This window comes from Streptomyces sp. NPDC015242 (genome assembly GCF_043079125.1).
In the GTDB taxonomy this organism is placed as follows: Bacteria; Actinomycetota; Actinomycetes; order Streptomycetales; family Streptomycetaceae; genus Streptomyces.
This window is the reverse complement of the sequence record NZ_JBIBUF010000005.1, coordinates 232,952-258,133: the sequence shown is the minus strand read 5'-3', so window position 1 is coordinate 258,133 and position 25,182 is coordinate 232,952. Positions and strand designations below refer to the sequence as shown.

18 protein-coding genes and 2 pseudogenes are annotated in these 25,182 nt (G+C 73.9%); 14 read left to right on the top strand and 6 right to left on the bottom strand.

Annotated features, from left to right (window positions below; all coding sequences use genetic code 11):
• Positions 1-119: 119 nt before the first annotated feature.
• From ACF07N_RS18960 to ACF07N_RS18940, 5 genes and pseudogenes are all read left to right on the top strand, one after another.
• Positions 120-365, top strand: a pseudogene (locus ACF07N_RS18960) (multicopper oxidase domain-containing protein); the annotation flags it as partial.
• A gap of 127 nt (positions 366-492) precedes the next feature.
• Entirely contained in the window at positions 493-1,050 is a 558-nt protein-coding gene (locus ACF07N_RS18955; protein ID WP_383331420.1) for a PDZ domain-containing protein, read from the top strand.
• A 124-nt stretch (positions 1,051-1,174) separates the two neighbouring features.
• Positions 1,175-1,324 carry a hypothetical protein gene (locus ACF07N_RS18950; RefSeq protein WP_392114175.1) on the top strand — a complete coding sequence of 50 codons (150 nt, stop codon included), beginning with the start codon at positions 1,175-1,177 and terminating at the stop codon, positions 1,322-1,324.
• A gap of 171 nt (positions 1,325-1,495) precedes the next feature.
• The gene (locus tag ACF07N_RS18945; protein ID WP_392114172.1) at positions 1,496-2,623 is read left to right on the top strand and encodes an aminopeptidase P family protein; all 1,128 of its coding nucleotides are present in this window, start codon (positions 1,496-1,498) and stop codon (positions 2,621-2,623) included.
• 46 nt (positions 2,624-2,669) lie between these two features.
• Complete coding sequence (locus ACF07N_RS18940) at positions 2,670-3,647, top strand: aminoglycoside phosphotransferase family protein (protein ID WP_392114831.1); 978 nt, start codon at positions 2,670-2,672, stop codon at positions 3,645-3,647.
• A gap of 10 nt (positions 3,648-3,657) precedes the next feature.
• Here the strand turns inward: ACF07N_RS18940 and treZ are convergent, their stop codons facing one another.
• Positions 3,658-5,403: a malto-oligosyltrehalose trehalohydrolase gene (gene treZ, locus ACF07N_RS18935; RefSeq protein WP_383331414.1), complete on the bottom strand. Its 1,746-nt coding sequence runs from the start codon at positions 5,401-5,403 to the stop codon at positions 3,658-3,660.
• Between the two features lie 173 nt (positions 5,404-5,576).
• Between treZ and ACF07N_RS18930 the strand changes: the two genes are divergently transcribed.
• Together ACF07N_RS18930 and ACF07N_RS18925 are read left to right on the top strand one after the other, a co-directional pair.
• The gene (locus ACF07N_RS18930) at positions 5,577-6,128 is read left to right on the top strand and encodes an FHA domain-containing protein (protein ID WP_383331411.1); all 552 of its coding nucleotides are present in this window, start codon (positions 5,577-5,579) and stop codon (positions 6,126-6,128) included.
• A gap of 174 nt (positions 6,129-6,302) precedes the next feature.
• Positions 6,303-7,664 (top strand): annotated as a pseudogene (locus ACF07N_RS18925) (M14 family zinc carboxypeptidase); the annotation flags it as partial.
• A 13-nt stretch (positions 7,665-7,677) separates the two neighbouring features.
• Here ACF07N_RS18925 and ACF07N_RS18920 read toward each other — a convergent pair.
• The 3 genes from ACF07N_RS18920 to glgX all read right to left on the bottom strand — a co-directional run bounded on the left by ACF07N_RS18920 (position 7,678) and on the right by glgX (position 13,748).
• On the bottom strand, positions 7,678-8,928 hold the full coding sequence (locus tag ACF07N_RS18920) for a M14 family zinc carboxypeptidase (protein WP_392114169.1): 1,251 nt from the start codon (positions 8,926-8,928) through the stop codon (positions 7,678-7,680).
• Positions 8,929-9,120: 192 nt separating this feature from the next.
• The gene (treY, locus tag ACF07N_RS18915; protein WP_392114166.1) at positions 9,121-11,484 is read right to left on the bottom strand and encodes a malto-oligosyltrehalose synthase; all 2,364 of its coding nucleotides are present in this window, start codon (positions 11,482-11,484) and stop codon (positions 9,121-9,123) included.
• A gap of 128 nt (positions 11,485-11,612) precedes the next feature.
• Positions 11,613-13,748: a glycogen debranching protein GlgX gene (gene glgX, locus ACF07N_RS18910; RefSeq protein WP_392114164.1), complete on the bottom strand. Its 2,136-nt coding sequence runs from the start codon at positions 13,746-13,748 to the stop codon at positions 11,613-11,615.
• Positions 13,749-14,508: 760 nt separating this feature from the next.
• On the opposite strand from glgX, the gene ACF07N_RS18905 reads away from it, so the two are divergent.
• Positions 14,509-15,750: an SAV2148 family HEPN domain-containing protein gene (locus ACF07N_RS18905; RefSeq protein WP_392114161.1), complete on the top strand. Its 1,242-nt coding sequence runs from the start codon at positions 14,509-14,511 to the stop codon at positions 15,748-15,750.
• Between the two features lie 131 nt (positions 15,751-15,881).
• Positions 15,882-16,604, top strand: coding sequence for a 3'-5' exonuclease (locus ACF07N_RS18900; RefSeq protein ID WP_383331397.1), 723 nt, complete (start codon positions 15,882-15,884; stop codon positions 16,602-16,604).
• Positions 16,605-16,622: 18 nt separating this feature from the next.
• Here ACF07N_RS18900 and ACF07N_RS18895 read toward each other — a convergent pair whose 3' ends face one another.
• Positions 16,623-17,486 (bottom strand): phosphotransferase enzyme family protein, encoded by an 864-nt coding sequence (locus tag ACF07N_RS18895; protein ID WP_392114158.1) that lies wholly within the window; start codon positions 17,484-17,486, stop codon positions 16,623-16,625.
• Positions 17,487-17,645: 159 nt separating this feature from the next.
• On the opposite strand from ACF07N_RS18895, the gene ACF07N_RS18890 reads away from it, so the two are divergent.
• The 4 genes from ACF07N_RS18890 to ACF07N_RS18875 all read left to right on the top strand — a co-directional run bounded on the left by ACF07N_RS18890 (position 17,646) and on the right by ACF07N_RS18875 (position 21,926).
• Positions 17,646-18,551: a carbohydrate ABC transporter permease gene (locus ACF07N_RS18890; protein ID WP_392114155.1), complete on the top strand. Its 906-nt coding sequence runs from the start codon at positions 17,646-17,648 to the stop codon at positions 18,549-18,551.
• Positions 18,548-19,381 (top strand): carbohydrate ABC transporter permease, encoded by an 834-nt coding sequence (locus ACF07N_RS18885; protein WP_383331388.1) that lies wholly within the window; start codon positions 18,548-18,550, stop codon positions 19,379-19,381. The genes ACF07N_RS18890 and ACF07N_RS18885 overlap by 4 nt, the downstream gene beginning before the upstream one ends.
• Positions 19,381-20,655, top strand: a complete 1,275-nt coding sequence (locus ACF07N_RS18880; RefSeq protein WP_392114152.1) for an ABC transporter substrate-binding protein — start codon at positions 19,381-19,383, stop codon at positions 20,653-20,655. The genes ACF07N_RS18885 and ACF07N_RS18880 overlap by 1 nt, the downstream gene beginning before the upstream one ends.
• A 68-nt stretch (positions 20,656-20,723) precedes the next feature.
• Complete coding sequence (locus tag ACF07N_RS18875) at positions 20,724-21,926, top strand: glycosyltransferase (protein ID WP_383338359.1); 1,203 nt, start codon at positions 20,724-20,726, stop codon at positions 21,924-21,926.
• Between the two features lie 110 nt (positions 21,927-22,036).
• Here ACF07N_RS18875 and ACF07N_RS18870 read toward each other — a convergent pair whose 3' ends face one another.
• Positions 22,037-24,286: an MMPL family transporter gene (locus tag ACF07N_RS18870; RefSeq protein ID WP_392114149.1), complete on the bottom strand. Its 2,250-nt coding sequence runs from the start codon at positions 24,284-24,286 to the stop codon at positions 22,037-22,039.
• Between the two features lie 341 nt (positions 24,287-24,627).
• Here ACF07N_RS18870 and ACF07N_RS18865 point away from each other — a divergent pair, with 341 nt between their 5' ends.
• Positions 24,628-25,182: a DUF1697 domain-containing protein gene (locus ACF07N_RS18865; protein WP_392114146.1), complete on the top strand. Its 555-nt coding sequence runs from the start codon at positions 24,628-24,630 to the stop codon at positions 25,180-25,182.

The window sequence follows — 25,182 nt, the reverse complement described above, 5'->3', positions numbered from 1 at the left end:
ATCATCCCGGAACGGGACAGGACGGAACCCCCGGTGGTGCGCCGGGGGTCTTCCCGTGTGCGAGGACACCAGACGAACACACGGAGGGATCGCCCTGCGCCCTGCCTGGGTGCGCCTGCAAGTGGAGCTTCCTCAACCTCGCGCCCATCGTCCACCCGATGCACATCCACCTGGCCGACTTCCAGCTGCTCGGCCGTGACGCCTACGACGTCTCCGGCTTCGACCCGGCGGTGGGCGGCACCCGCACCCTGCTGGAGCACGAGGACATGGGCATGATGCGGCCCTTCGTCGTGATGCCCGCCCCGGTGCTGAGGTTCGACCACGGCGGAGCCCACGGCGGCCATGGAGAGGGACACACGGGCTGACACCCCGGGCGGCGCCGGTCAGTCTCACTCGTTCGTGGCTCGTCGGCCGCCGGCGTGCCGGGTAGAGCACCTGCCGAGATCGTTCCGGCGTCCGCCGGAGGCGATCGGCACCACCCGGAGGCGAGTCATGGAACGAACCGCGCTGCGACCCAAGCCGATGCCCGGCCAGGACCCCGAGCCGTCGCCGGCGACGGGGTCCGGACCGCCGCGGCGGCGTCCGCACGCCGCCCGGCGGCGCGGCCGGCGGCTGCTCAACGTGCTGCTCGCCGGGTTCGCCGGAGCCGTCCTGGTCCTGTCCGGAATCGGCCTGGGGGCGATGGGCGCGACGGTGACCGGCGAGGGCGGGCTCCTCGACCCGCGCGGGCGGCACACGCCCCCGCTCACCCGCCCCTCGCCGTCCGCCACGGCGTCCCCGCCCCCCGCCGCGACCCTCGGCGTGCAGGTCATGGACGCGCGCAAGCCCGGAGCCGTGGTCGTCGGGCTCCACGTGCCCGGTCCGGCGCAGCAGGCGGGCCTGGTGCGCGGCGACGTCCTGCTGAATTTCGGCACGACCCGGATCGACACGGCCGCCGACCTGCTGCGAGCCGTCGCCCGGGCCCGTCCGGGCCAGAAGGTGAAACTGACGGTGCGGCACCGCGGCGGCGGCTACGAGCAGGTGACGGTCGTCCCGGCCCTCGCCACGTGACGGCCCGCGGGCCCCGCGACCGGCGACCGCCCCGCGCACGAGCGGACCGGCGGGCAGCGGGCGTGGCCGGTGATCAGCGAGGCGATCGCCGGGCGGCGCCCGGCTCTCCATCGCCTTGAACGCCTTGAGCGCCTTGATCGCCGCGGTCGCCGCAGTCGTCTCGATCGCCGCGGTCGTCGCGGTCGCCGGAGTCGTCGTGGCCGGGGACGCCGGAGCCGCGGGGCAGCACGGCGGCGGCGCGGACGGGCACGCGGCCGGCCGTCGTCCCCGGTGACCGGCAGCGCGTCCATCCGCAGGGCCACCCCTAGGCAGCCGGCCGCGCCCCCTGACGGGAACACCGCCGTCGGGCATCGTGCGCGGGTGAAAGCCCGCAGACCGCTCGCGCCGCCCCCCGAGGCCGGGCAGGATGCTGCCCGTAGCCCTTCGTCCGTCCTGGGAGGCCCGGATGACCGGAAGCACGGCCGCGTCCTTCACCGCCGACGACTACCGGGCCCGCATGGAGCGCGCCGCGCGGACCGCCGCCGAGGCCGGGCTCGCGGGGCTGCTCGTCGCCCCGGGACCGGACCTGGTGTGGCTGACCGGGTACACGCCCCCGGCGGTCACCGAGCGGCTCACCCTGCTGGTCCTCGCGGCCGGGCAGGACCCCGTCCTCGTCGTCCCCGCGCTGGAGGCCCCGGACGCCCTCCGGGCCGCCGGCGCGCCCGCGCTGACCCTGCGCGACTGGACCGACGGCAAGGACCCCTACGCCGCCACCGCCGCGCTCCTCGACCCGGCGGGCCGGTTCGGCGTCAGCGACAACGCCTGGGCGCTGCACCTGCTGGCCCTCCAGCGGGCCCTGCCGGGCAGCTCCTGGGCCTCGCTCACCGACGCCCTGCCGATGCTGCGCGCCGTCAAGGACGCGGCCGAGCTCCAGCTCATGGCGGCCGCGGGCGCCGCCGCCGACGCCGCCTTCGAGGAGATCCGCGACGTCCCCTTCGCCGGCCGCCGGGAGTCGGAGGTGGCGGCGGACCTGGACCGGTTGCTGCGCCGGCACGGCCACGAACAGGTCGACTTCACCATCGTCGCCTCCGGCCCGAACGGCGCCGACCCCCACCACGAGGCCGGCGACCGGGTCATCGGACACGGCGACATGGTCGTCCTCGACTTCGGCGGCCTCAAGGACGGCTACGGCTCCGACACCTCCCGCACGGTCCACGTCGGCGCGCCCACCGACGAGGAGCGCCGGGTGCACGACGTCGTGCGCGCGGCCCAGGAGGCCGGGTTCCGCGCCGTGCGGCCCGGAGCCGCCTGCCAGGACGTCGACCGGGCCGCCCGCGCGGTCATCGCCGAGGCCGGCTACGGCGAGTACTTCATCCACCGCACCGGCCACGGCATCGGCGTCACCACCCACGAGCCGCCCTACATGATCGAGGGCGAGGAACGGCCCCTGGTGCCCGGCATGTGCTTCTCCGTGGAACCCGGCATCTACCTGCCCGGCCGGTTCGGCGTGCGGATCGAGGACATCGTCACCGTCACCGAGGACGGCGGGCGGCGCCTGAACGGCACGACCCGCGAGCTGGTCATAGTGGAGTGAGGCCCCGATGTCCCCCGCACGCCTCCCGAACGGCAACGGCGCGACCATGACCCAGGCACCCACTCCCACCGCGGACACCGTCCACCGGCTGGTCCGCTCCCTGCTGAAGGACAGCGCGGCGGGCAGGACCGGCCCGGCCGGCCGCCCGGACCGGCCCGAGGGCGGCACCGTGCGGTCCGGCCCCGACGTCCGGCCCGTCACGGAGGGCGCCGAACCCACCACCTGGTGGGTCGGCACCCGTCACGTACTGCGCCTGGCCCTCGACCGCGACGCCTCCGTGCGCCTGCGCCGCGAGCTGCGCCTGCGCGACCTCGTCCGCCCGCACGTCCCGGTGGCGGTCCCGGCCGGTGTCGCGCACGGCGAGTGGGCACCCGGGCTGGCCTACACGCTGGACACCCGGCTGCCCGGCGGGTCGGGCGAACGGCACGACGTGTCCGCCGTGGGCGAGGCCGACCTCGCCGGAGTGCTCACGGGCCTGCGCGAGGTGCCGCTCCGGCAGGCGGAGACCCTCGGTGTGCCGCGCGCCGCGCCGCGTTCCCTGGAGGTGCTGCGCCGGGCCGCGGTCCAGGCCGCGCGGCGGCTCGCCGACGCCGACGAGTTCGACGCCGCCCGGCTGCACCAGCTCACCCCGCCCGCGGCGGCCCAGCTGGCCGCCCAGGCCGGGGCGGCGGTCCTCACCCACCACGCCCTGACGGCAGGTCACCTCCTGGTCGGCGCGGACGGGCGGGTGCGCGGCGTCCTGGGCTGGTCGGCGGCGGTCGTCGGCGACCCGGCCGAGGACATCGCGGGCCTCGCGCTCGCGCTCGGCGCGCCCGCCGCGGTACGCGCCGCCACCCTCGCCGGCTACGGCGCCCGGCCCTGCCTGCGCGGCCTGTGGCTCGCCCGCTGCGACGCCGTCCTCGGCCTGGCGGAGGCCCTCGCCGCCCAGGACGCCACCCTGCCGCGGACCCGGCTGCGCCACGCCTGGGAGCCGATCCTGCTGGAACGGGTGACGGACCTGGGGGCCCCGGACGAGGCCCTGTGACGGGCCTCGCTCACTCCTGCAGCAGCACCACGGCCGACTCCCCGGCCAGCCGCACGACCCCGTCGGCCCCGGGTGTCTCCACGGGCTCCCACGCGGCCAGCACGCGCGCGTGGGGCACGCCCAGCGACAGCGCGGCCGGCTCCGGGGCCAGGTTCACCGCCACGAGGACGTCCCCGCGCCGGAAGGCGATCCAGCGCCGCTCGTCGTCGTAGGCCACCTTCGTGTCGGCGAGGTCCGGATCGGTCAGGTCGGGCTGCTCGCGGCGCAGGGTGAGCAGGCGGCGGTACCAGTCCAGCACGCGCGCGTGGGGCTCGCGTTCCGGCTCGGACCAGTCCAGGCAGGAGCGGTCCCGGGTCGCCGGGTCCTGCGGGTCGGGCACGTCCTCCTCCTTCCAGCCGTGCGCGGCGAACTCCCGCCGCCGGCCCCGGCGTACGGCGTCCGCGAGTTCCGGGTCGGTGTGGTCGGTGAAGAACTGCCAGGGCGTGCCCGCCGCCCACTCCTCGCCCATGAAGAGCATCGGCGTGAACGGCGCCGTCAGCACCAGCGCCGCCGCACAGGCCACCAGGCCGGGGGAGAGCAGCGCCGAAAGGCGGTCGCCCTGGGCGCGGTTGCCGACCTGGTCGTGGGTCTGGCTGTAGCCGAGCAGCCGGTGCCCGGCCACCCGGGTGCGGTCCAGCGGCCGCCCGTGGTGGCGTTCGCGGAAGCTGGAGTACGACCCGTCGTGGAAGTACCCGCCGGTGAGGGTCTTGGCGAGGCCGCCGAGGGAAGCGCGCGCGAAGTCGGCGTAGTAGCCCTGGGACTCGCCCGTGAGGACGGTGTGCAGGGCGTGGTGGAAGTCGTCGTTCCACTGCGCGTGCAGCCCGAGGCCCCCCTCGGAGCGGGCGGTGATCAGCCGAGGGTCGTTCAGGTCCGACTCGGCGACCAGGAACAGCGGCCGCTCCACCTCGGCGGACAGGGCGTCCACGGCCGTCGACAGCTCCTCCAGGAAGTGCAGCGCGCGCGTGTCCACCAGGGCGTGCACCGCGTCCAGCCGCAGCCCGTCCAGCCGGTAGTCGCGCAGCCAGGCCAGGGCGCTGCCGATCAGGAACGCGCGCACCTCGTCCGAGCCGGGCGCGTCGAGGTTGACGGCGGCGCCCCAGGGCGTGTGGTGGGTGTCCGTGAGGTACGGGCCGAAGACGGGCAGGTAGTTGCCGGACGGGCCGAAGTGGTTGTGCACCACGTCGAGGACCACGCCCAGACCCAGTTCGTGGGCCCGGTCGACGAAGCGTTTCAGCGCGGCGGGGCCGCCGTACGGCTCGTGCACCGCCCACAGGGAGACGCCCTCGTAGCCCCAGCCGTGGGTGCCGGGGAAGGGCGTGAGCGGCATCAGTTCCACGTGCGTGACGCCCAGTTCGGCGAGATGGCCGAGCCGCGCGGCGGCCGCGTCCAGGGTGCCCTCGGGTGTGTACGTCCCCACGTGCAGTTCGTACAGCACCGCCCCGGGCAGCGGCCGCCCCTGCCAGGGCACGCGCCACGCGTGCCGCTCGTGCTCGACGACGGCGCTCAGCCCGTCCGGGCCGTCCGGCTGGCGGCGCGAGCGCGGGTCGGGCAGCACCGGCCCGTCGTCCAGCGCGAAGCCGTACCGGGACCCGTCGCGCGCCTCCGCCTCGCCCCACCACCATCCCGCCCGTTCCGGATCGCGCTCCAGCGCGTGGCTGACGCCGTCGCACTGGAGTGTCACTCGGCCGGCCTGCGGTGCCCACACCTCGAACTGCACGGACGGTTCCCCTTCGTCTGCTCACCGTGATGTAGCCCGTCCATGGTGCGTCAAACACGATCAATCCGCTGGTGCATCCACCCTTTTGCGGCGGGTCTCACCGGGTACGGGCGCGTGGCGGGCGTTCACCCGTTTCCTGGACAGCCCGGCCGCGCTGCCCGACAATCACGAGCGTGACGTCGTCCTTCGAGTTCAACACGTATCCCGCGCGGCTCTCCGACGCGGAGCGCGACAGGGCGCTGCGGGTGCTCCGGGACGGCGTCGCCGTGGGCCGGCTGTCCCACGACACGTTCATCCGCCGCATGGAACTGGCGCTCGCCGCCCGCCGCGCGGACGAGCTGGCGGTGCTCACCGCCGACCTGCCCACGGAGAACCGGCTCTCCCGGCTGCTGTTCGGGTCCGTCGAGGCGGTCTCCGGATTCACCGTGCGGCTGCGCCGGGCCTGGCAGGCCGAGCGGCTGCCCAAGCTGCTGCTGCCGCATCCGGCGCACGGCCATCCGCTGCGCATAGGCCGCGACCCCGCCAGCGGGCTGCGGCTCAACCACGAGACGGTCTCGCGCGTGCACGCCGAACTGCGCCGCCAGGGCGGCCTGTGGGTGCTGCGCGACCTCGGTTCCACCAACGGCACGACGGTGAACGGACGGCGGGTCGTCGGCGCGGCCGTCGTACGGGAGGGCGACCAGGTGGGTTTCGGGCACATGCTGTTCCGGCTGTCCGCCACCTGACCGAAAACCGCACCACGTCTCGGCCCTGGCCTCGGGCTCACCGGCCGCCGCTCCTTCCGGAGTGGCCGAAACCCCATTGTGCGCCGCGGTGTTGACGTACCCCCGAAGTCGTGACTGACTGTGCGTACGCCATGCACTCCTGGTGAACCGACGGCGCCGCATCGGAGGTGTGCCCTGCCGCCCCTCCCGCGCTACCCGACCGTCGACGAACTGGGCACCCGGGCCGCCGCGCTCGTCGCCCGCCACCCCCGTGACGCCCGGCTGCGCCGCGTCGGGACCTCCCGCGCGGGCACGCCCCTGTGGCTGCTGTCCGTCGGCCACGGCGACCGCCAGGCCCTCGTCGTCGCCGGACCCCACGCCAACGAACCCGTGGGCGGCGCCACCGTGCTGCGCCTGGCCGAGCGGGCCCTGGCCGACCCGCGCCTCACCGAGGGCGCCGACGCCACCTGGAACCTGCTGCTCAGCCTCGACCCGGACGGCCTGCGCCGCAACGAGGGCTGGCTGACCGGCCCCTACAGCCTCGGCCGCTACTTCCGGAACTTCTTCCGGCCCGGCTTCCTGGAGCAGCCCGAATGGCTGCCCGACGGCGCGGCCGCCGCCGCCCTGCCGGAGACCCGCGCCCTCCTCGACGTCCAGGACGAACTGCGGCCCTTCCTCCAGTGCTCCCTGCACGGCGTCGACGTCGGCGGCGGCTTCGTCGAGCTCACGCACGACCTGCCCGGTCTCGACCGGCGCCTCGCCCACATCGCCGCCCGGCTCGGCATCCCCCGCGAACTGGGCGCCTACGACGCGCTGTACTGGCCCGGCCTCGGACCCGCCGTCTACCGCATCCCGCCGCCGCGCCGGGGCGATCTGGCCGCCGCCATCACGGAGGCCGCCGTCGAGTCCACCTGGTTCCACCCGTACCGGCACGGCACCGTCACCGCGGTCGTCGAGGCACCCATGTGGGGCGTGACGGCCGTGTCGGACGGCGCGCCGCCCGGCAACCGGGACGCGGTGCTGCGGGCCGTCAGCCACACCCTGCGCCACGACACGGGCCTGCTGCGCGACCTGCTGGCCCTGATCAGGCCGCATCTGTCCGGCGCACGCGACGCGGCGCGCCTGCTCGCCCCGGTCGACGACTACCTCCTGGTCTGCCCCGGCCTCGCCGACGCCTGGGACCCCGGCACCGGCAGCGGCGCGGCCCACCCGCTGCCGTCCCTCAGCGCCGCCCACCTGGCCGCCCTGCGCATCTCCGGGCGGCGGCTGGCCCTGCGCACCGCCGGGCTGCTGCACCAGCTCGTGCGGGCGGCCGGCCGCGATCCCGCCGGGGCGCTGCCGGAACTGGACCGGCTCATCGACGCGTGGTGCGCCGACTACCGCGACGGCTGCGGGGCGCGCTGGATCCCGGTGGCCCGCCAAGCGGAGTACCAGACGCGGGTGGTGCTCGCGGCGTTCGAACTGGCCGGACGGCACCCGGGCACGGGCACCGGCACGGGGGAGCCGGGGGTGGCCGTCCCGGGCGGCGGCGCCGACGCCGCGGGGACGGCGACGCCCTGACCCGAAGGGTCTAACCGGTGCCCTCGCGGGCGTGCAGGGCCGCCGCGACCACCGTCCGGGACTGGTGCTCGACCTGGTGCTCCAGGGGCACCCAGCGGGCACGGAACCGTGCCGCGAAGGCGTCGCTCCAGGTCGCCACGAGGTTCTCCAGTTGCTTCGCCGCCCGCTCGTCGGTGCCGCGGAGCACCCGCCGCAGCATGGCCGCCGCCCGCAGCGGCACCCGCCGCGCGAACGCGTCCACGCTGCCGACGTACGCCATCGTCCGGTCGGCGGGCGGGGTGTGCACCAGGTCGGCCGCCAGACCCGGCACCAGCTCCAGACCCCACCGGGCGGCCCGCAGCAGCGGCCCGTCCAGGTCCGCGAGCCGGGGCAGCGCGTCCTCCAGCACGCGCGTCACCTCCAGCGCGTCGCTCTGCAGGCGCCGCGCGAGCCGCCCGATCGCCGCCGCCGGGGCCGGATGCGGGGCCGGGTCGTCCACCAGGTCGCTCGCCCACATCGGCACCTCGACCACGGCGGTGAGGCCGCCGTAGCGGTGGGCGTGGAACCAGGTGCTGTGCCGCGCGTCGTCCGGCAGGCTCGGGTACGCCGGCCCGATCCCGGGCGCGGGCATCACGTGCACGCCCGGCCCCGAGGCGGGCCAGCCCGCTGCGTCGGAGGCCCCCGTCTCCACCGGGATGTGCAGCTCCGCCGCGGACTTGGCGAACGGCTCGGCCAGCCCCGGCACGTCCTTCGTCAGCTGCACCCAGCTGCCGCCCAGGTCCGTGCCGTGCAGGGTCACCTGCAGATAGGGGCGCAGCTCGTCGATGACGCCGGTCAGCGCGCGGGTCTCGGGCGGCAGCCGGTCGGGCGGCAGCACCGACGGCGCCCACTCCGGCTGCTCCGGTCCCGCGGGCCGGAAGAAGCCGAGGTGGTAGTCGAACAGGCTGCGCGGCGCCGGCGTCACGTGCAGACTCGCCCCGTCGGGGTCGGCGCACAGCAGGAAGTGCCAGGAGATGCCGTCGCGCAACTCCCGCTGGTCCAGCACCCGCCGGGCGAGCGCGAGCAGGGTGCAGGAGCCGGTCGGCTCGTTGGCGTGGGCGCCCGCGACCACCAGGACGGCGCGGCGGGCCCGGCCCACGGACAGCAGGTGCAGGGGCCGCCCGGCCCGCGAGGCACCCACCTGCCGCAGGGTGCACACGCCGGGGCGCTGGGCGGTCAACGCCCGGGCGGCATCGGCCTGTTCGGTCACCGTCGGGTAGCGCAGCTCCGGCAGGACACTCACCCCCGTCACATCCGCCCGAGTTCGCCCTCGCAGTACCCCACGGCCGTCAGGCGGTGTCAAGGGCGCGACCGGGGAGGCTCCCGGGGGCGCCCGGAAGCACGGACCCGCCGGGCCCGGGCCCCGCCCGCGTGCTGCCGGTCACGACCAGGCGCGCGGGGGCCGCCCCGGGGACGGCCCCCCAAGTGCCCGGAATCAGTCGTCCACCTTCTCCAGGAGCGCCACCGGACGTTCCGCGAACAGCTCCGCCACGGGCGCGTGTCCCGTGAACGCACGGTCCGGCCGCAGGACGTCCGCCCAGCGCCCGGGCGGCAGCGGCAGCACGGTGTCCCGCCAGCCGCCCGCCTCGGCGAGCCGCAGCGACAGGCGCGTCACGGCCGTCACCACCTCACCGGACCGGGCGAAGGCCAGGCAGTGCCCCGCCGCCGGTCCCTCGGCCGGCAACGCCGCGTAGGTGGCCGTGTCACCGAACGCGCCGGGCCGCCGCGCCCGCAGCCCCAGCGCCGCGCGGGTCACCGCGGCCTTCTCCGCCGACGTGCCGCCGGAGTCCGCGGGCGGGAAGGCCACCGCCCGCCGGTTGTCGGGGTCGACCAGGGCCAGGTACTCGGCCTCGGTGCCCTGGTAGACGTCGGGCACGCCCGGCATCGTCAGCTGCACCAGGGCCGTGCCCAGCACGTTGGCCCGGATGTGCGGGGCGAGCGACTCCCGGAAGGCGGCGATCCGTTCGCCCGGCGCCCCGCACGGCCCGGCCGCCACGAACCGCGCCACCGCCTCCTCGTACGGCGGCTCCTGCTCGGTCCAGCTGGTGTACAGGCCCGCCTCACGCACGTGCTTGAGCAGCGCCTCCTGCACCCGCTCGGCCGCCGCCGGGCCCAGCCCGAACACCGTCTGCCAGGCCGCCCACGCCAGCTGCGCGTCCGGCACGCCCTCGCCGGAACGGGTCACCTCGGCCAGCACGTCCGCCCAGCGCTCCGGGCACTCGGTGAGCACGTGCAGCGCGGCCCGCACGTCCGCGCTGCGCTTGGTGTCGTGGGTCGAGGCGACCGTCCCGGTCAGCGGCCAGTCGCGCTGCACGCGCGCGCAGTACGCGTGGAACTCCTCCGGCGACAGCGCGGGAGCGCCCGGGTCGCCGCCCACCTCGGTCGCGGACAGCAGCGGCACGTACCGGTAGAAGGCCGTGTCCTCGACGGACTTCGCCCGCAGCGCCGACGAGGTCTGCGCGAACCGCGTCCGGAACTCCACCTGGGCGGGCCCGTCCCCGTACCGCCCGAGCACCAGATCGCGGACGACGTCGACCGCGCCGGCCTCCTCCGGCACCGCGAACGCGTGCCGGGCCTCGGCCGCCGCCTCCTCGGTCACCACGGACCCGGCGTCGACGGACTCGTACGGCCGGTAGACCTCCATGCGGACCAGCAGCTCCTGGAGCGCCGTGCGCAGCGCCCAGGGCGCGCGGTCGCGCAGGGCCGGCTCCGGCGAGGTCGCGCACAGCCGGGTCACCACCCGCGTCAGGCGCTCCGTCTCGGTCGCCAGCTCGTGCGTGAGCACCTTGTACGCCGCGCGCCGCACCGTCGCGTCCCACTGCCCGCCCCGGTCCGTCTGCGGGGCCGCGAAGCGCCGGTACCGGCCGAGCAGCTCCCCGAACCCGGCCGGGTCCGTGAAGAGCCCGTCGACGTGCCGCAGGGCGTCGTAGCCGGTGGTGCCCGCGACGGGCCAGGACGCCGGCAGCTGCTCGCCGTCGGCCAGGATCTTCTCCACGACCGTCCAGCGCCCGCCGGTCGCCTCGTGCAGCCGGCGCAGATAGCCGTCGGGGTCGGCGAGCCCGTCGGGGTGGTCGATGCGCAGGCCGTCGATCACGCCCTCGTGCAGCAGCCGGAGGATCTTGCCGTGGGTGGCCTCGAAGACCTCGGGGTCCTCCACCCGCACCCCGATGAGCTCGGAGATGCTGAAGAAGCGCCGGTAGTTGAGTTCGGTGCGGGCCAGCCGCCACCACACGGGCCGGTACCACTGCGCGTCCAGCAGGTGCGGCAGCGGCAGGTCCTCGGTGCCCTCGCGCAGCGGGAACACGTGGTCGTAGTAGCGCAGGACGTCCCCGTCGACGCGCAGTTCGTCGAGCACCTCGCCCAGGGGCCCGCCGAGCACGGGCAGCAGCACCTGGCCGTCCTGGGCCTCCCAGTCGATGTCGAACCAGCGCGCGTACGGCGACTTCGGGCCCTCGCGCAGCACCTCCCACAGGGCCCGGTTGTGCCGCGGTGACATGGCCATGTGGTTCGGGACGATGTCCACCACCAGGCCGAGTCCGTGCCCGGCCGCCGTGCGCGCCAGCGCCCGCAGCCCGTCCTCGCCGCCCAGCTCCTCACGCACGCGCGCGTGGTCGACGACGTCGTAGCCGTGCGTCGAGCCGGGCACCGCCTCCAGGACGGGGGACAGGTGCAGGTGCGAGACGCCGAGCGAGGCCAGGTACGGCACGACGGCCGCGGCGGCTCCGAACGGGAACTGGGGCTGCAGCTGCAGCCGGTACGTGGCCGTGGGCACCACCGGGTCAGGACGCTCAGGTGTCATGGAGACGTACGTACCCGCCCCGCGGCGGTTCGTGCCCCCGGGTCCCTCCGGGTGCGCGGCGCGTCGCCCGGACGAGTGGCTCTGTCCGGGCGACGCGTGGCGGGACGGCCCCGTGGGGCGCGGGGCGGCTACACGGGCCGCTGGAGCACGGTCATGCTCCGGTCGGTGAGGGTCAGCCGGTCCCCGGCCTGCACCTTCTGACCGGTGTCCGACGGCACGCCCTCCGGCAGCGCCGTGTCGACCACGACCTCCCACTGCCGCCCGTGGTTGACCGGGACGACGAACTCCAGCGGCTTGGGGGAGGCGTTGAACATCAGCAGGAACGAGTCGTCCGTGATGCGCTCCCCGCGTGCTCCCGGCTCCGAGATCGCGTTGCCGTTGAGGAACACGGTCAGCGCCGAGGCCTGCGCCGAGTCCCAGTCCCGCTGGGTCATCTCCCGGCCGTCCGGGGTGAACCACGCGATGTCGGACAGGTCGTCGTGCGTGCCCTCCACGGGCCGCCCGTGGAAGAAGCGCCGGCGGCGGAAGACCGGGTGGTTGCGGCGCAGCCACACCATCGCGCGCGTGAAGCCCAGCAGCTCCCTGCTCAGGCCCCCCTCGCCGCCGTCCTCCGTCTCCTCGGGCCACTCCACCCAGGCCAGCTCGTTGTCCTGGCAGTAGGCGTTGTTGTTGCCGCGCTGGGTGCGGGCGAACTCGTCGCCGTGGCTGATCATGGGCACGCCCTGGGACAGCATCAGCGTGGCGATGAAGTTGCGCATCTGCCGGGCCCGCAGCCGCAGCACGTCCGGGTCGTCGGTCTCGCCCTCGGCGCCGCAGTTCCAGGACCGGTTGTGACTCTCGCCGTCGCGGTTGTCCTCGCCGTTGGCCTCGTTGTGCTTGTCGTTGTAGGCCACCAGGTCGTGCAAGGTGAAGCCGTCGTGGCAGGTCACGAAGTTGATCGAGGCCAGCGGGCGGCGCCCGTCGTCCTGGTACAGGTCGGAGGAGCCGGTCAGCCGGGAGGCGAACTCCGCGAGGGTGCGCTGCTCGCCCCGCCACAGGTCGCGCACGGTGTCCCGGTACTTGCCGTTCCACTCCGTCCACAGCGGCGGGAAGTTCCCCACCTGGTAGCCGCCCTCGCCCACGTCCCACGGCTCGGCGATCAGCTTCACCTGGGAGACCACCGGGTCCTGCTGCACCAGGTCGAAGAACGACGACAGCCGGTCCACCTCGTGGAACTGCCGGGCCAGCGTCGCGGCCAGGTCGAAGCGGAACCCGTCGACGTGCATGTCCGTGACCCAGTACCGCAGCGAGTCCATGATCAGCTGGAGCACGTGCGGGGACCGCATGAGCAGGGAGTTTCCCGTCCCTGTCGTGTCCATGTAGTAGCGGGGGTCGTCCGTCAGCCGGTAGTAGCGCGGGTTGTCCAGGCCCTTGAAGGACAGGGTCGGGCCCAGGTGGTTGCCCTCGGCGGTGTGGTTGTAGACCACGTCGAGGATCACCTCGATCCCGGCCTCGTGCAGCGCCTTCACGGCCGACTTGAACTCCAGCACCTGCTGGCCCCGGTCGCCCCAGGACGCGTAGGCGTTGTGCGGGGCGAAGAAGCCGATGGTGTTGTAGCCCCAGTAGTTGTTGAGGCCCATGTCGACCAGGCGGTGGTCGTTCACGAACTGGTGTACGGGCATGAGCTCCAGCGCGGTGACGCCGAGCTCGGTGAGGTGCTCGATGATCGCCGGGTGCGCGAGGGCCGCGTAGGTGCCGCGCAGCTCCTCGGGGAGCCCCGGGTGGCGCATGGTGAGGCCCTTGACGTGGGCCTCGTAGAGCACCGTGTGGTGGTACTCGGTGCGCGGACGCCGGTCGTCGCCCCAGTCGAAGTAGGGATTGACGACGACCGAGGTCATCATGTGCGGCGCCGAGTCGAGATCGTTGCGCCGGTCGGGATCGTCGAAGTGGTAGCCGTAGACCTCCTCACCCCAGCGGATCGAACCGCTGATCGCACGCGCGTACGGATCGAGCAGCAGCTTCGCGGAATTGCACCGCAGCCCGTGCTCCGGTGCGTACGGACCGTGCACCCGGAACCCGTACCGCTGCCCGGGCATGATGCCCGGCAGGTACGCGTGCCGCACGAACGCGTCGCTCTCGCGGAGCTCGATCGCCGTCTCCGAGCCGTCGTCGTGCAGCAGACACAGCTCTACTCGGTCCGCGGCCTCCGTGAAGACCGCGAAATTGGTACCGGCGCCGTCGTACGTGGCACCGAGTGGATACGCCTCGCCAGGCCAGACCTGCATGGATACGACTCTTTCAGGTGTACGGCGCCGGTGGGGACGCCTTGGCCCCCGAGTCTCCCCGGAAGTCGGGGAACCTCCTGTGACTTATGCCCCTCATACCGAGTGACCAGTGCAGACGATCTATGCCGAACCAGTGGGGCAAAGGCGCACTCCCGGGGCTGTGGGGGAGCAGGGGGAACGTGCGCACCCTAGTCCACCGCCACCTGGGCGAGGTGGTGGCGGGCGCGGGGCGGCGCCGAGCGTGCCGCCGGACGCCGTCGAGGGGCCGCCCGCGCGGCGGACCGGGAGGGCCGCCCCAGCCGGATGCCGTTCCAGGGCAGCGGGGGCGCCGACGGTGAGCGCGGCCCGCAGCTCCGCGGCACCGCCCTCGCCGAGCCCGGCCCCGGCGCGGTGATCACCAAGGAACCCGCGGGGGGCATCAGGAACCGGTGCTGGTGGCGCGTGGTCGGCGCGACCGGCGAGAACAAGGACGGACACGCGCGCTCCTACGAGATCGTCCCGGGGCCGACCACCAGGTACCCGGGACGCGGCTGTGCCAAGCACGATCTCCACGTCCCGCAGTACAGCCCGTGCGGGAAGACCGCCGGCCACAGCCCCGGGTCCGCTCACTCCGGCCGGGCCCGGCCGGCGGAACGGGCACCGGCGGCCGCGCCGTTGACAACGATGCTGCCCATCGGGCTGCACCGCCGACCGCTCCCGGAGTACCCTTCCTTGATCGTTGACAAGGGGAGTGCTCGGGGGAGCGGAAGGCGGTGCGCGGGTGGGCTCGGGAGGGCTGGAGCTGCCCCCTGGTGACGAGGGTCACGAGGGGAACTCCGCAGACGTCCCGACCGGTGCCGTGTCCCTGGCACGGCCGATGGACGCGTCGGGCTCGATCGGTCCGGAACTGGACTGGGACGCCGAAGCCTGGCGTGAGGTGCGCACCCGCGCCCAGCGGGCCGGCCGGGCCTACATCTGGCTGAACCTCGTCGAGCAGCGGCTGCGCGCGGTCGTGGCCGCCGTGCTGCGGCCGGTCTACGAACCCGTGCACGGCGACGACTGGGTGGTGGCCGCCGCCGGACCCGCGGGCCAGGAGTGGGTGCAGCGCGCGGTCGCCGTACGCGAGGTCAGCCGCCGCAAGGGCTACCTGCTCGACCCGGCCGACGACAACGTGCTGTCCTTCCTCACCCTGCCCCAGCTGCGCGAGCTGATGGTGCAGCACTGGCCCTGCTTCGAGCCGTACTTCGACGACCGGCGGGACGTCGAACTTGCCCTGGACGAGCTGGAGGTGACCCGTAACGTCGTCTCCCGCAACCGGGCGCTGTCGGAGGCCGTGCTGAACCAGGCCGAGCGGGCCTCGGCCCGGCTGCTCGAGATGCTCGGCGCGGGCGGTGACGTGCCCTCCGCGCGCCGGCTGCCCGTCGACGCGGTCGAGGACCTGATCGGCGACCGGTACGCGGACGTGGTCGCCGTCCACCCCGACCGGGTGCGGCTGATGCGGCAGTTCCCGGCCGAGGACATCTTCGGCGGCGCCCGCCGCCTGGACGCCATCGGCATCGGACTCAACCTGCTCGTGCAGAACTTCTCCGGCCGCCGCCTGGTCCGGCTCGCGGAGTCCGGCTGCCGGGTGCGGCTGCTGTTCCTCAACCCGGCCTCCAGCGCGGTCAAGCGGCGCGAGCGCGAACTCGGCATCAAACGCGGCGAGCTCAGCCGCGCCGTCGAGATGAACATCCTGCACATGCGCCGGGTGCGGGCCCGGCTGCGCGACCCGGGCGCCTTCGAGATCCAGGTCTTCGACGAGACGCCCCGCTTCACCGCCTACCTCGTCGACGGCGACGGCGCGGACGGCATCGCGGTCGTGCAGAACTACCTGCGCCGGACCCGCGGCATGGAGGCGCCGGTCTTCGTGCTGCGCAACAGCGGCAAGGTGGTCAAGTCGGGCGAGCAGGACGAAAGCGGCCTCTTCCCCACGTACCGCGAGGAGTTCGAAGTGATGTGGGCGGATTCGCGGCCCGTGTCGTGAACGGCGCCGTACGGCGGGGAGGTCCGGCGGGTGCCGCGCCCGCCGAACGGAACGCGGTCCTCTGATTGTCAGTGGCGCATGCGAAGGTGGAGGCCACTGGGGGAACGCACCACAAGAAGGGGGGCCCGCCCATGGGCTGGCACCGGGAGCTGCTGATCGGCTTCGACCTGGAGACGACGGGCACGGATCCGCGCGAGGCGCGCATCGTCACGGCGGCCGTGATCGAGGTCAAGGGCGGAGAGCCGCTGGGGCGCCGGGAGTGGCTGGCCGACCCCGGGGTGGAGATCCCCGAGGACGCCGTGGCGGTGCACGGCATCAGCAACGAACGGGCGGCCGCCGAGGGCAGACCGGCCGACCGGGTGGCGGACGCCCTCGCCGACGTCCTGACCTCCTACTGGAAGACGGGCGTGCCGGTCGTCGCCTACAACGCCGCCTTCGACCTCACCCTGCTCTCCGCCGAACTGCGCCGCCACGGCCTGCCGTCGCTGCGCGACCGCCTGGGCGGCGCGGACCCGGCCCCGGTCGTCGACCCGTACACCATCGACCGCTGGGTCGACCGCTACCGCCGCGGCAAACGCAACCTGGAAGCGGTCTGCGCCGAGTACGGCGTCGTCCTGGACTCCGCCCACGACGCCCTGGCCGACGCCCTGGCGGCGGCCCGTCTGGCCGGCGCGATAGCCGAGCGCCACCCCAAGATCGCCATGCTCGGCCCGGCGGAGCTGCACCACCGCCAGATCGAGTGGTACGCGCAGTGGGCGGCGGACTTCCAGAGCTTCCTGCGCGGCAAGGGGGACAGCACGGCCCTCGTCGACGGGGCATGGCCGCTGCGCGAGCCGGCCGGCGACCGGGCCTGAGGGCGGGCCACCCGGCCCTCAGAACGGATACCAGCGCACCGTCTCGTCCCCCTCCCGCAAGGACGCCACCCGACGCCGGAACTCGGCCAGCGCCTTCGGGTTGCCCGGCGCGTGCTGCGCCACCCAGGCACAGCTGGCGGTCTCCCGCGCTCCGCGCAGCACCGAGCAGCCCTCCCACTCCCGCACGTCCCAGCCGTAGGCCCGCGTGAACGAGGCGTACGCCGCGTCGGGGAGCCCGTACCGGTCGTGGGACAGGGCCATCACCACCAGATCGTGCTCGCGCAGGTCCGAGGAGACCGTCTCCAGGTCGACCAGGACCGGACCGTCCGGTCCGACGTGCACATTGCGCGGCAGCGCGTCGCCGTGGATCGCTCCGGGCGGCAGATGCGGCGTCAGGGCGGCGGCCTGCGCGGCGAAGGCGTCCCGCCGCTGACGCAGATACGCCGCGTCCGCCGGATCGACGGCGTCCCCCGCGAGCCGCAGCCAGCGTTCGACACCACCCAGCAGATCACGTCCCGGAAGCGCGAAGGGAGGAGGCGGCGTGGCGTGCAGCACCCGCAGCAGTCCGGCCAGATCCGCCGGCTCGGCCGGCCGTACGGCGTCCGGCAGCCGGTGCCACACGGTCACCGGATGCCCCTCGACCAGCAGCGCCTTCGGCTCGGCCGCCCGCACCGCCGGCACGCCGGCCTCCGCGAGCCACACCGCGACGTCCAGCTCGCGGCGTGCCCGGTCGAGGAGTTCGGCGTCGCGGCCGACCTTGACGACCAGGTCACCGGCGGCGAACACCGCGTTCTCGCCCAGGGCGAGCAGCCGTGCCTCGCGGGCCGCGCCGGGCAGCACCCGCGCCGCCGCCAGTACGTCCCGTGCCCGTGCCTCGTCCATCGTGCGCCTCCGTCGTCCGTCCCGCTGCCGCCGGGTTCCGGCCATCCTGCGGTCAGTCTCGCATCGGCGCAGATCGTCAGGCGTGCGCGGCCCCTCGACGAGGCAGACCGCCTTCATGAGCATGACGTCGCCACCCAGCTGTGCGAAGGGGATGATTCCGTGACATCGGTGACCGGGACGTCGCCACCGAGGAGACCGGCCGGCCACGGGGCCTGGTTCCTGGTACTGCCCGCCCTCATCCCCGTCCTCGTCCTCAGCGTCGGACCGCTGCTCTACGGAATCCTGCTCGCCTTCACCGACGCCCAGTCGGGCCGCACCGAGCCCACGCAGTGGATCGGCGCCCTCAACTTCCGGGACCTGCTGCACGACACGCTGTTCTGGGAGTCGTTCCGCATCGGGCTGGTGTGGGCGGTCGGGGTGACCGTGCCGCAGTTCCTGCTCGCCCTCGGCCTCGCCCTGCTGCTGAACCAGGACCTCCGGCTGCGGTGGGCCGCCCGCGCCCTGGCCATCGTGCCCTGGGCGATGCCCGAGGTCGTCGTGGGCATCATGTGGCGGCTCGTCTACCACCCCGACGCGGGCATCCTGAACGAGACCCTGCGCGACGTGGGCCTCGGCGGCGGCCGGGACTGGCTGAGCGGGCTCACCACCGCACTGCCCGCCGTGATCGTCGTCGGCGTCTGGGCGGGCATGCCCCAGACGACGGTGGCGCTGCTCGCCGGGCTGCAGAACACCCCGCGCGAACTCCACGAGGCGGCGGCCGTGGACGGAGCGGGCCCCTGGCGCCGCTTCCGCACGGTCACCTGGCCCGCCCTGAGGCCCGTCGCCCTCGCCATCACGGCGCTCAACCTCATCTGGAACTTCAACGCCTTCGCCCTGGTCTACGTGCTCACCAGCGGCGGCCCCGGCGGCCGGACCCGGCTGCCCATGCTCTTCGCCTACGAAGAGGCTTTCCGCTACGGCCAGTTCGGCTACGCGGCGGCCATGGGCTGCGTCATGGTCGCCGCGATCTCCCTCGCCCTGGCCGTGTTCCTCGCCGGCCGCCTCCGGAAAGGTGACGACACGTGAGGACCGCCACCCCCGCCCGCGTCGGCCAGTACACCGCGCTGCTCGCGTACCTGGTCTTCCTGGCCTTCCCGCTGCTGTGGCTGCTCTCCACCGCGTTCAAACCGCCGCGCGAGCTGAGCAGCCTGCACCCCACCTGGCTCCCCGAGGACCCCACCCTCGCCAACTTCCGGCAGGCCTTCGACGAGCAGCCGCTGCTGCACGCCGCCCTCAACTCCCTGCTCGCCGCGCTCGGCGCGGCGGTCGTCGCCGTCCTGATCGCCACACCGGCGGCCTACGTCGTCGCGCGGCGCCGCACCCGGCTCGCCAAGGCCGTGACGGGCTGGGTGGTGGTCAGCCAGGCGTTCCCGTTCGTGCTGCTGATCATCCCGCTGTTCCTCCTGCTGAAGAACCTGAGAATGATCGACTTCGTGCCGGGGCTGGTGCTGGTGTACGTGGTCTGGGCGCTGCCGTTCGCGCTGTGGATGCTCGCCGGATACGTGCGGGCCGTGCCGCGCGAGCTGGAGGAGGCCGCGGCGGTCGACGGGGCGGGCCGGCTGCGGACGCTGGTGTCGGTGACCGCGCCACTGCTCGCGCCGGGCATCGTGGCGACCGGCCTGTTCGCGTTCGTCACCGCGTGGAACGAGTTCTTCTTCGCGCTCGTGCTGCTGAAGACACCGGAGAAGCAGACCCTGCCGGTGGTGCTCACGCACTTCATCGGCGCCGAGGGCGTCGCCGACCTCGGCCCGCTCGCGGCGGCCGCCTTCCTCGCGACCCTGCCCTCCCTGGCCGTCTTCGCGCTGATCCAGCGCCGCCTGACGGGCGGCATGCTCACCGGGGCGGTGAAGAGCTGATGCGTGCCCGCCCGCTGGTCCTCGTCCTGCTGCTGCTTCTCGCCGGGTGCTCCTCCGGCGGCACCCGCGACGACGGCCGGATCACCCTGCGCTTCCAGTCCCTGGCCTGGCAGGCGGAGTCCGTCGAGGTCACCAGGGAGCTGGTGGCGGAGTGGAACGCCGCCCATCCGGACGTCCGCGTCGAGTACGTGCAGGGCTCCTGGGACAGCGTCCACGACCAGCTCCTGACCGCCTTCGAGGGCGGCGAGGCGCCCGACATCGTCCACGACGCCTCCGACGACCTCGCCGACTTCGCCTACGGCGGCCGTCTGGCCGACCTCACGGGACTGCTGCCGGCCGAGCTGATGTCGGACATCCCGCACCGCAGTTGGGAGACCACGACCTTCGGCGACGGCGTCTACGGCGTGCCGTTCCTCCAGGAACCACGCGTGCTGATCGCCAACGCGGCCTGGCTGAGGGAGTCCGGCGTGCGGATCCCGACGCCCGGGAAGCCGTGGAGCTGGGACGAGTTCCGCCGGATCACCGACCGGCTCAGCGGGCCCGGGAAGTACGGCGTCGCCTGGCCGCTGAAGGACCCCGTCTCCGCCACGCTCAACCTCTCCCTCTCGGCGGGCGGGCAGCTCTTCCACCGCGGGGCGGACGGCAAGGTGACGATCCGGTTCGAAGCGGCCGACCGGGTCGTGCCGCGCACCGTCCACGAGCAGATCAACACCGACCGCAGCGCCTCGCCCACGACCCTCGGCAGCGGCGGCTCCGACACCCTGCCCGGCTTCTTCGGCGGCCGCTACGCGATGGTCCCGCTGGGGTTCTCCTACCGGCAGCAGATCGCCCAGCAGGCCCCGGACGGCTTCGACTGGCGGGTGCTGCCCGCCCCGGCCGGCGCCGGCGGACTCACGCAGGGGGTCAGCCCGCAGACCCTCTCCATCGCCGAGGACTGCCCGCACAAGAAGGAGGCCGCGGCCTTCCTCGGCTTCCTGCTGCGCCCGCGGAACATGGTCCGCCTCGCCCTCGGCGACTGGATGCTGCCCACCGGCACCCGTGCGCTGAGGGACCCCGCCCTGCACACCGCGCGGCACGGCTGGGCCACCGGCACGGCCCTCGCCGCCCACCTGCGTCCCGCCCCGGCGCAGCAGGTCCGGGGCTACCCCGAGTGGAAGGACAAGGTGGCGACACCGGCCCTGCAGGAGTACTACAGCGGCGCCATCGGCCTCGGCGCGCTGCGCGAACGGCTGGAGGAGGACGGCAACCTGGTCCTCGCCCGGTACCAGCGCTGACCCGGGGGAGACCTGGAAGGACCCTATATCGGTTGCACGAGACGTATCGTCTCGCCTAGCCTCGGCGCATGACCAGTCGCGCGCACATCGCCATGTTCTCCATCGCCGCCCACGGCCACGTGAATCCGAGCCTGGAGGTGATCCGCGAGCTGGTGGCGCGCGGCCACCGGGTGACCTACGCGATCCCGCCGGTCTTCGCCGAGAAGGTCGCGGCGACCGGCGCCGAGGTGAAGCCCTGGACGTCGACCCTGCCCTCGCCCGACGACGACCCGGAGGCGTGGGGAAGCACGCTGCTGGACAACGTGGAGCCGTTCCTCGACGACGCGATCCAGGCCCTCCCGCAGCTGATCGCGGCGTACGAGGGCGACGAGCCGGACCTCGTGCTGCACGACATCGCCGCGTACCCGGGCCGCGTGCTCGCCCACCGCTGGGGCGTGCCCGCCATCTCGCTGTCGCCGGCCATGGTCGCCTGGGAGGGCTACGAGGAGGAGGTCGCTGAGCCCCTCTGGGCGGAGCCGCGGAAGACCGAACGCGGCCGCGCCTACTACGCCCGCTTCCGCTCCTGGCTGGAGGAGAACGGGATCACGCTGCACCCCGACGCCTTCGGAGGGCGGCCCGACCGCTCGATCGTGCTGATCCCCAGGGCCCTGCAGCCGCACGCGGACCGGGTCGACGAAAGCGTCCACTCCTTCGTCGGCCCCTGCCAGGGCGACCGCTCGGCCGAGGGCGGCTGGCAGCGGCCGGCCGGCGCGGAGAAGGTCGCGCTCGTCTCCCTCGGGTCCGCCTTCACCAAGCAGCCGGACTTCTACCGGGAGTGCGTGAAGGCGTTCGGCGACCTGCCCGGCTGGCATCTGGTGCTCTCGGTCGGCAAGCACGTCGACCCGGCCGGGCTCGGGGCGGTCCCCGCCAACGTCGAGGTGCACTCCTGGGTGCCGCAACTGGCCGTCCTGAAGCAGGCCGACCTGTTCGTCACACACGCCGGCGCGGGCGGCAGCCAGGAAGGCCTGGCGACGGCCACGCCGATGATCGCCGTACCGCAGGCGGCGGACCAGTTCGGCAACGCCGAGACGCTGTGCGCCCTCGGCGTCGCCCGGCACCTGCCGACGGAGGAGGCGACCGGCGAGGCCCTGCGCGAGGCGGCGCTCGCCCTGGTGGACGACCCGGAGGTCGCGCGCCGCCTGAAGGAGATCCAGGCGCGGACGGTCCAGGAGGGCGGTACGCGCCGTGCCGCCGACCTCATCGAGGCGGAACTGGCCGCGCACCGGGGCTAGTTCGCACCGCGCGCCGGGCCGTGGCCGGACACGGCGACGGCTTGGGGCCCGCCGCTCCCTGCGGAGCGACGGGCCCCTGTGAGTCAGGGAGTCGCCGGACCGGTGAGCCGTCAGACCCTGACGGGTTCGCCCTCGTCGTCCCGTGCCGCCGGCCCCGCGATCGCCTGCGGCGTCTCGTCGTGGGTGAGGTCGGGCAGCCGGTGCAGCCACTTCGGCAGGTACCAGTTGCGCTCGCCGAGCAGTGCCATCACCGCCGGCAGCAGCACCCCGCGGATGATCGTCGCGTCGATGAGCACCGCGGCCGCCAGGCCGACGCCCATCTGCTTCATGGACTGCATGGACAGCGTGCCGAAGATGGCGAACACTGCGACCATGATGACCGCGGCGCTCGTGACCACCCCGGCCGTGGTGACCACGCCGTGCCGGATCGCGTCCTTCGTCTCCATGCCCCGCAGCCGGGCCTCGCGGATCCGGGAGACCACGAACACGTGGTAGTCCATCGATAGACCGAACAGGATCACGAAGAGGAACAGCGGCAGCCAGGTGATGATCGCGCCGACCCCCTCCGCGCCCACCAGGGACGCGCCCCAGCCGTGCTGGAACACCCCGACGAGGATGCCGTACGCGGCGCCCACCGACAGCAGGTTCAGCGCGATCGACGTGACCGCGATGGTCAGCGAACGGAACGACAGCAGCATCAGCGCGAAGGCGAACACCACGACGAACGCGAACACCGGGACGACGGCACCGGCCAGCTGGTCGTTGAAGTCCTTGGACCCGGCCACCTGCCCGGTGATCGGCGCCTCCACCCCGTCGACCCGGCCGAGCGTGGCCGGACGCACCTCGTCGCGCAGCTTGTCCAGGCTCACCCCGGCCTTGTCCAGGTCGGAGCCGCCCACCAGCGGCACGTAGACGAACGCCACGTCCTGCGCGTCATGCAGCCTGATCTCCACCGGTCCGCGCGAGGCACCCGAACTGATCGCCCGCGCACGGAAGTCGGCCAGCGCGGACTGCACCTCGGGCGCGTTGATGTCGTCCGCCTTGACAACCACCTCGGCCGGTTCCGAACCGCCCGGGAAGGCCTCGTTGAGCCGGTTGTACGTCTGCACGATCGGCAGCGAGTCGCCGAACTCCTGGTCCAGCGTGAGCTGCTGGGTCTTCATGCCGAGCGCGGGCGCCGCGATGGCCAGCAGCGCGCCGGCCGCCACCACCACCGAGACCACGGGCCGGGCCAGGACGCGCCGCAGCACGGCCGTCCAGAACCGGCTGTCCTGGCCCGCGCCCCGCTTGCGCCGGCGCAGGAACGGTATGCGGCCCTTCTCCACGCGCTCGCCCAGCAGCGACAGCAGCGCGGGCAGGACGGTGACCGAACCCACCATCGCCACCGCGACGACCATCAGCGAGGCCAGCCCCATCGCCTCGAACTCGGCGAGCCCGGTGAACAGCATGCCCGCCATGGCCACGCACACCGTGACACCCGAGACCACGATCGCCCGGCCACTGGTCGCGGCGGCGATCCGGAGGGCGGTCTGCGCGTCCCGTCCGGCCTCGCGCTCCTCGCGCTCACGGCGCAGGTAGAACAGGCAGTAGTCGACGCCGACCGCCAGACCCACCAGCAGCATCACGGAGTTGGCGGTCTCACTCATCGGCATCACATGACTGACGACGCCCATCAGGCCCATCGTCGCCATGATCGCCGTGATCGCGAGCGCCACCGGCAGCAGCGCCGCGACCAGCGCGCCGAACGCGATCAGCAGGATGCCGAGCGCGACCGGCACGGCCGAGTACTCGGCCTTCTTGAAGTCGTCCCCGAAGGCGTCGTCGAACGTCTTCATCATGCTGGCGCCGCCGATCTCCTCGATCCGCAGCGACCCGTACTCCCGCTGGACGTCCTCCACGGCCTTCAGCACCGGCTCGACCCGCTCACCGGCCGTGTCCGACTCGCCCCGCATGTCGAACTGCACGAGCGCGCTGCGCCCGTCCTTGGAGATGGTCTTCGCGTCGTACGGCGAGGTCACGTCGGTGACCTCGCCCGTCTTCCCGACGGCCCGGACGACCGCCGCGACGGCGTCCCGGAACTCGGGGTCCGTCGCCCGCAGCCCTTCGCCCTTGGCCTGGATCAGCACCGTCTCACTGGCCGGCTCCTCGATCCCCGCGTCCTCGATGATCCGGGCGGCGGTGTGCGTCTCTCCCTTGAGCTGGTCGCTGTCCTTGACGTCGACCCGGCCGGCCGCCGAACCGAGGCCCATGGCCAGGACCACGAACAGGACCCAGATGCCCACGGCAGCCCATCGGTGCCGGGCGCTCCAGCCACCGGCCCGGGCGGCGAGGCCCCGCACCCGTGTTTCTCCGTTCCCCATGACGGGCTTGCCCCCTCGTGACGCGGCGGCGGCCCCCTGCCGCCCCCTTCCGTATCGAAGGTAGGGGCCGGATAAAGCCATCTCGTCGTGCTCTCCGGTGAAGCCGCGGGGCCGGAACTCATCCCCGTGGACCCGGTCCCCTCCGCACTGGGGATGACCCCCGCGGACTGTGGTCCCTTACACCTATCGCGGCACATTCCGGGCTCCCCGGGTGTGTGGATCCTGAGCAGACGGTTGTGCCCCGCGATGACCGGTGAGTAATTTACGGGGCCGGGCAGCCGCCCGCCCGCGGTCGTCGTGCCCACCCCCACGGGGCACGACGACCGCCCTAGGGTGAGCGGATGACGACGATGTACGCGGCCCTGCTGCGCGGGATCAACGTGGGCGGCAGCCGGAAGGTCCCCATGGCCGAGCTGCGCGCCCTCATGCAGCAGCTCGGCTACGACGACGTACGGACGTACCTGCAGAGCGGCCAGGCCGCCTTCTCCAGCGGGCACGGCGACGAGGAGTCGCTGGCCGCCGAACTCGCGCACGGCATCGCGCGGCGCTTCGGCTTCGACGTCGACGTGATCGTGCGCGACCACGCCTACCTGCGGGCGATCGCCGGCGCCTGCCCGTTCCCGGCCGCCGCCCTGGAACCCAGGCAGCTCCACGTCACCTACTTCTCCGCGCCGGTCACCCCCGGGCGCTTCGCGGAGATCGACCCCGCCGCCCACCTCCCCGAGGAGTTCCGCCTCGGCGACCGCGCCCTGTACCTGTACGCCCCGAACGGCCTGGGCCGCTCCAGGCTGGCCGAGCAGCTGGCGAAGCCGCGCTTCACCAAGGGCGTCGTCGCCACGACCCGCAACTGGAACACCGTGCTCAAGCTGGTGGAGATGACGGCGCCGGCCGGGTGA

What these genes read in the sequence shown, in the direction of transcription:
- glgX (WP_392114164.1), bottom strand. Translation starts at nt 13,748, where the DNA reads ATGCAGGTCTGGCCTGGCGAGGCGTATCCACTCGGTGCCACGTACGAC.
- treY (WP_392114166.1), bottom strand. Translation starts at nt 11,484, where the DNA reads ATGACACCTGAGCGTCCTGACCCGGTGGTGCCCACGGCCACGTACCGG.
- ACF07N_RS18875 (WP_383338359.1), top strand. Translation starts at nt 20,724, where the DNA reads ATGACCAGTCGCGCGCACATCGCCATGTTCTCCATCGCCGCCCACGGC.
- ACF07N_RS18870 (WP_392114149.1), bottom strand. Translation starts at nt 24,286, where the DNA reads ATGGGGAACGGAGAAACACGGGTGCGGGGCCTCGCCGCCCGGGCCGGT.
- ACF07N_RS18955 (WP_383331420.1), top strand. Translation starts at nt 493, where the DNA reads ATGGAACGAACCGCGCTGCGACCCAAGCCGATGCCCGGCCAGGACCCC.
- ACF07N_RS18880 (WP_392114152.1), top strand. Translation starts at nt 19,381, where the DNA reads ATGCGTGCCCGCCCGCTGGTCCTCGTCCTGCTGCTGCTTCTCGCCGGG.
- ACF07N_RS18900 (WP_383331397.1), top strand. Translation starts at nt 15,882, where the DNA reads ATGGGCTGGCACCGGGAGCTGCTGATCGGCTTCGACCTGGAGACGACG.
- ACF07N_RS18895 (WP_392114158.1), bottom strand. Translation starts at nt 17,486, where the DNA reads ATGGACGAGGCACGGGCACGGGACGTACTGGCGGCGGCGCGGGTGCTG.
- ACF07N_RS18945 (WP_392114172.1), top strand. Translation starts at nt 1,496, where the DNA reads ATGACCGGAAGCACGGCCGCGTCCTTCACCGCCGACGACTACCGGGCC.
- ACF07N_RS18940 (WP_392114831.1), top strand. Translation starts at nt 2,670, where the DNA reads ATGACCCAGGCACCCACTCCCACCGCGGACACCGTCCACCGGCTGGTC.
- ACF07N_RS18865 (WP_392114146.1), top strand. Translation starts at nt 24,628, where the DNA reads ATGACGACGATGTACGCGGCCCTGCTGCGCGGGATCAACGTGGGCGGC.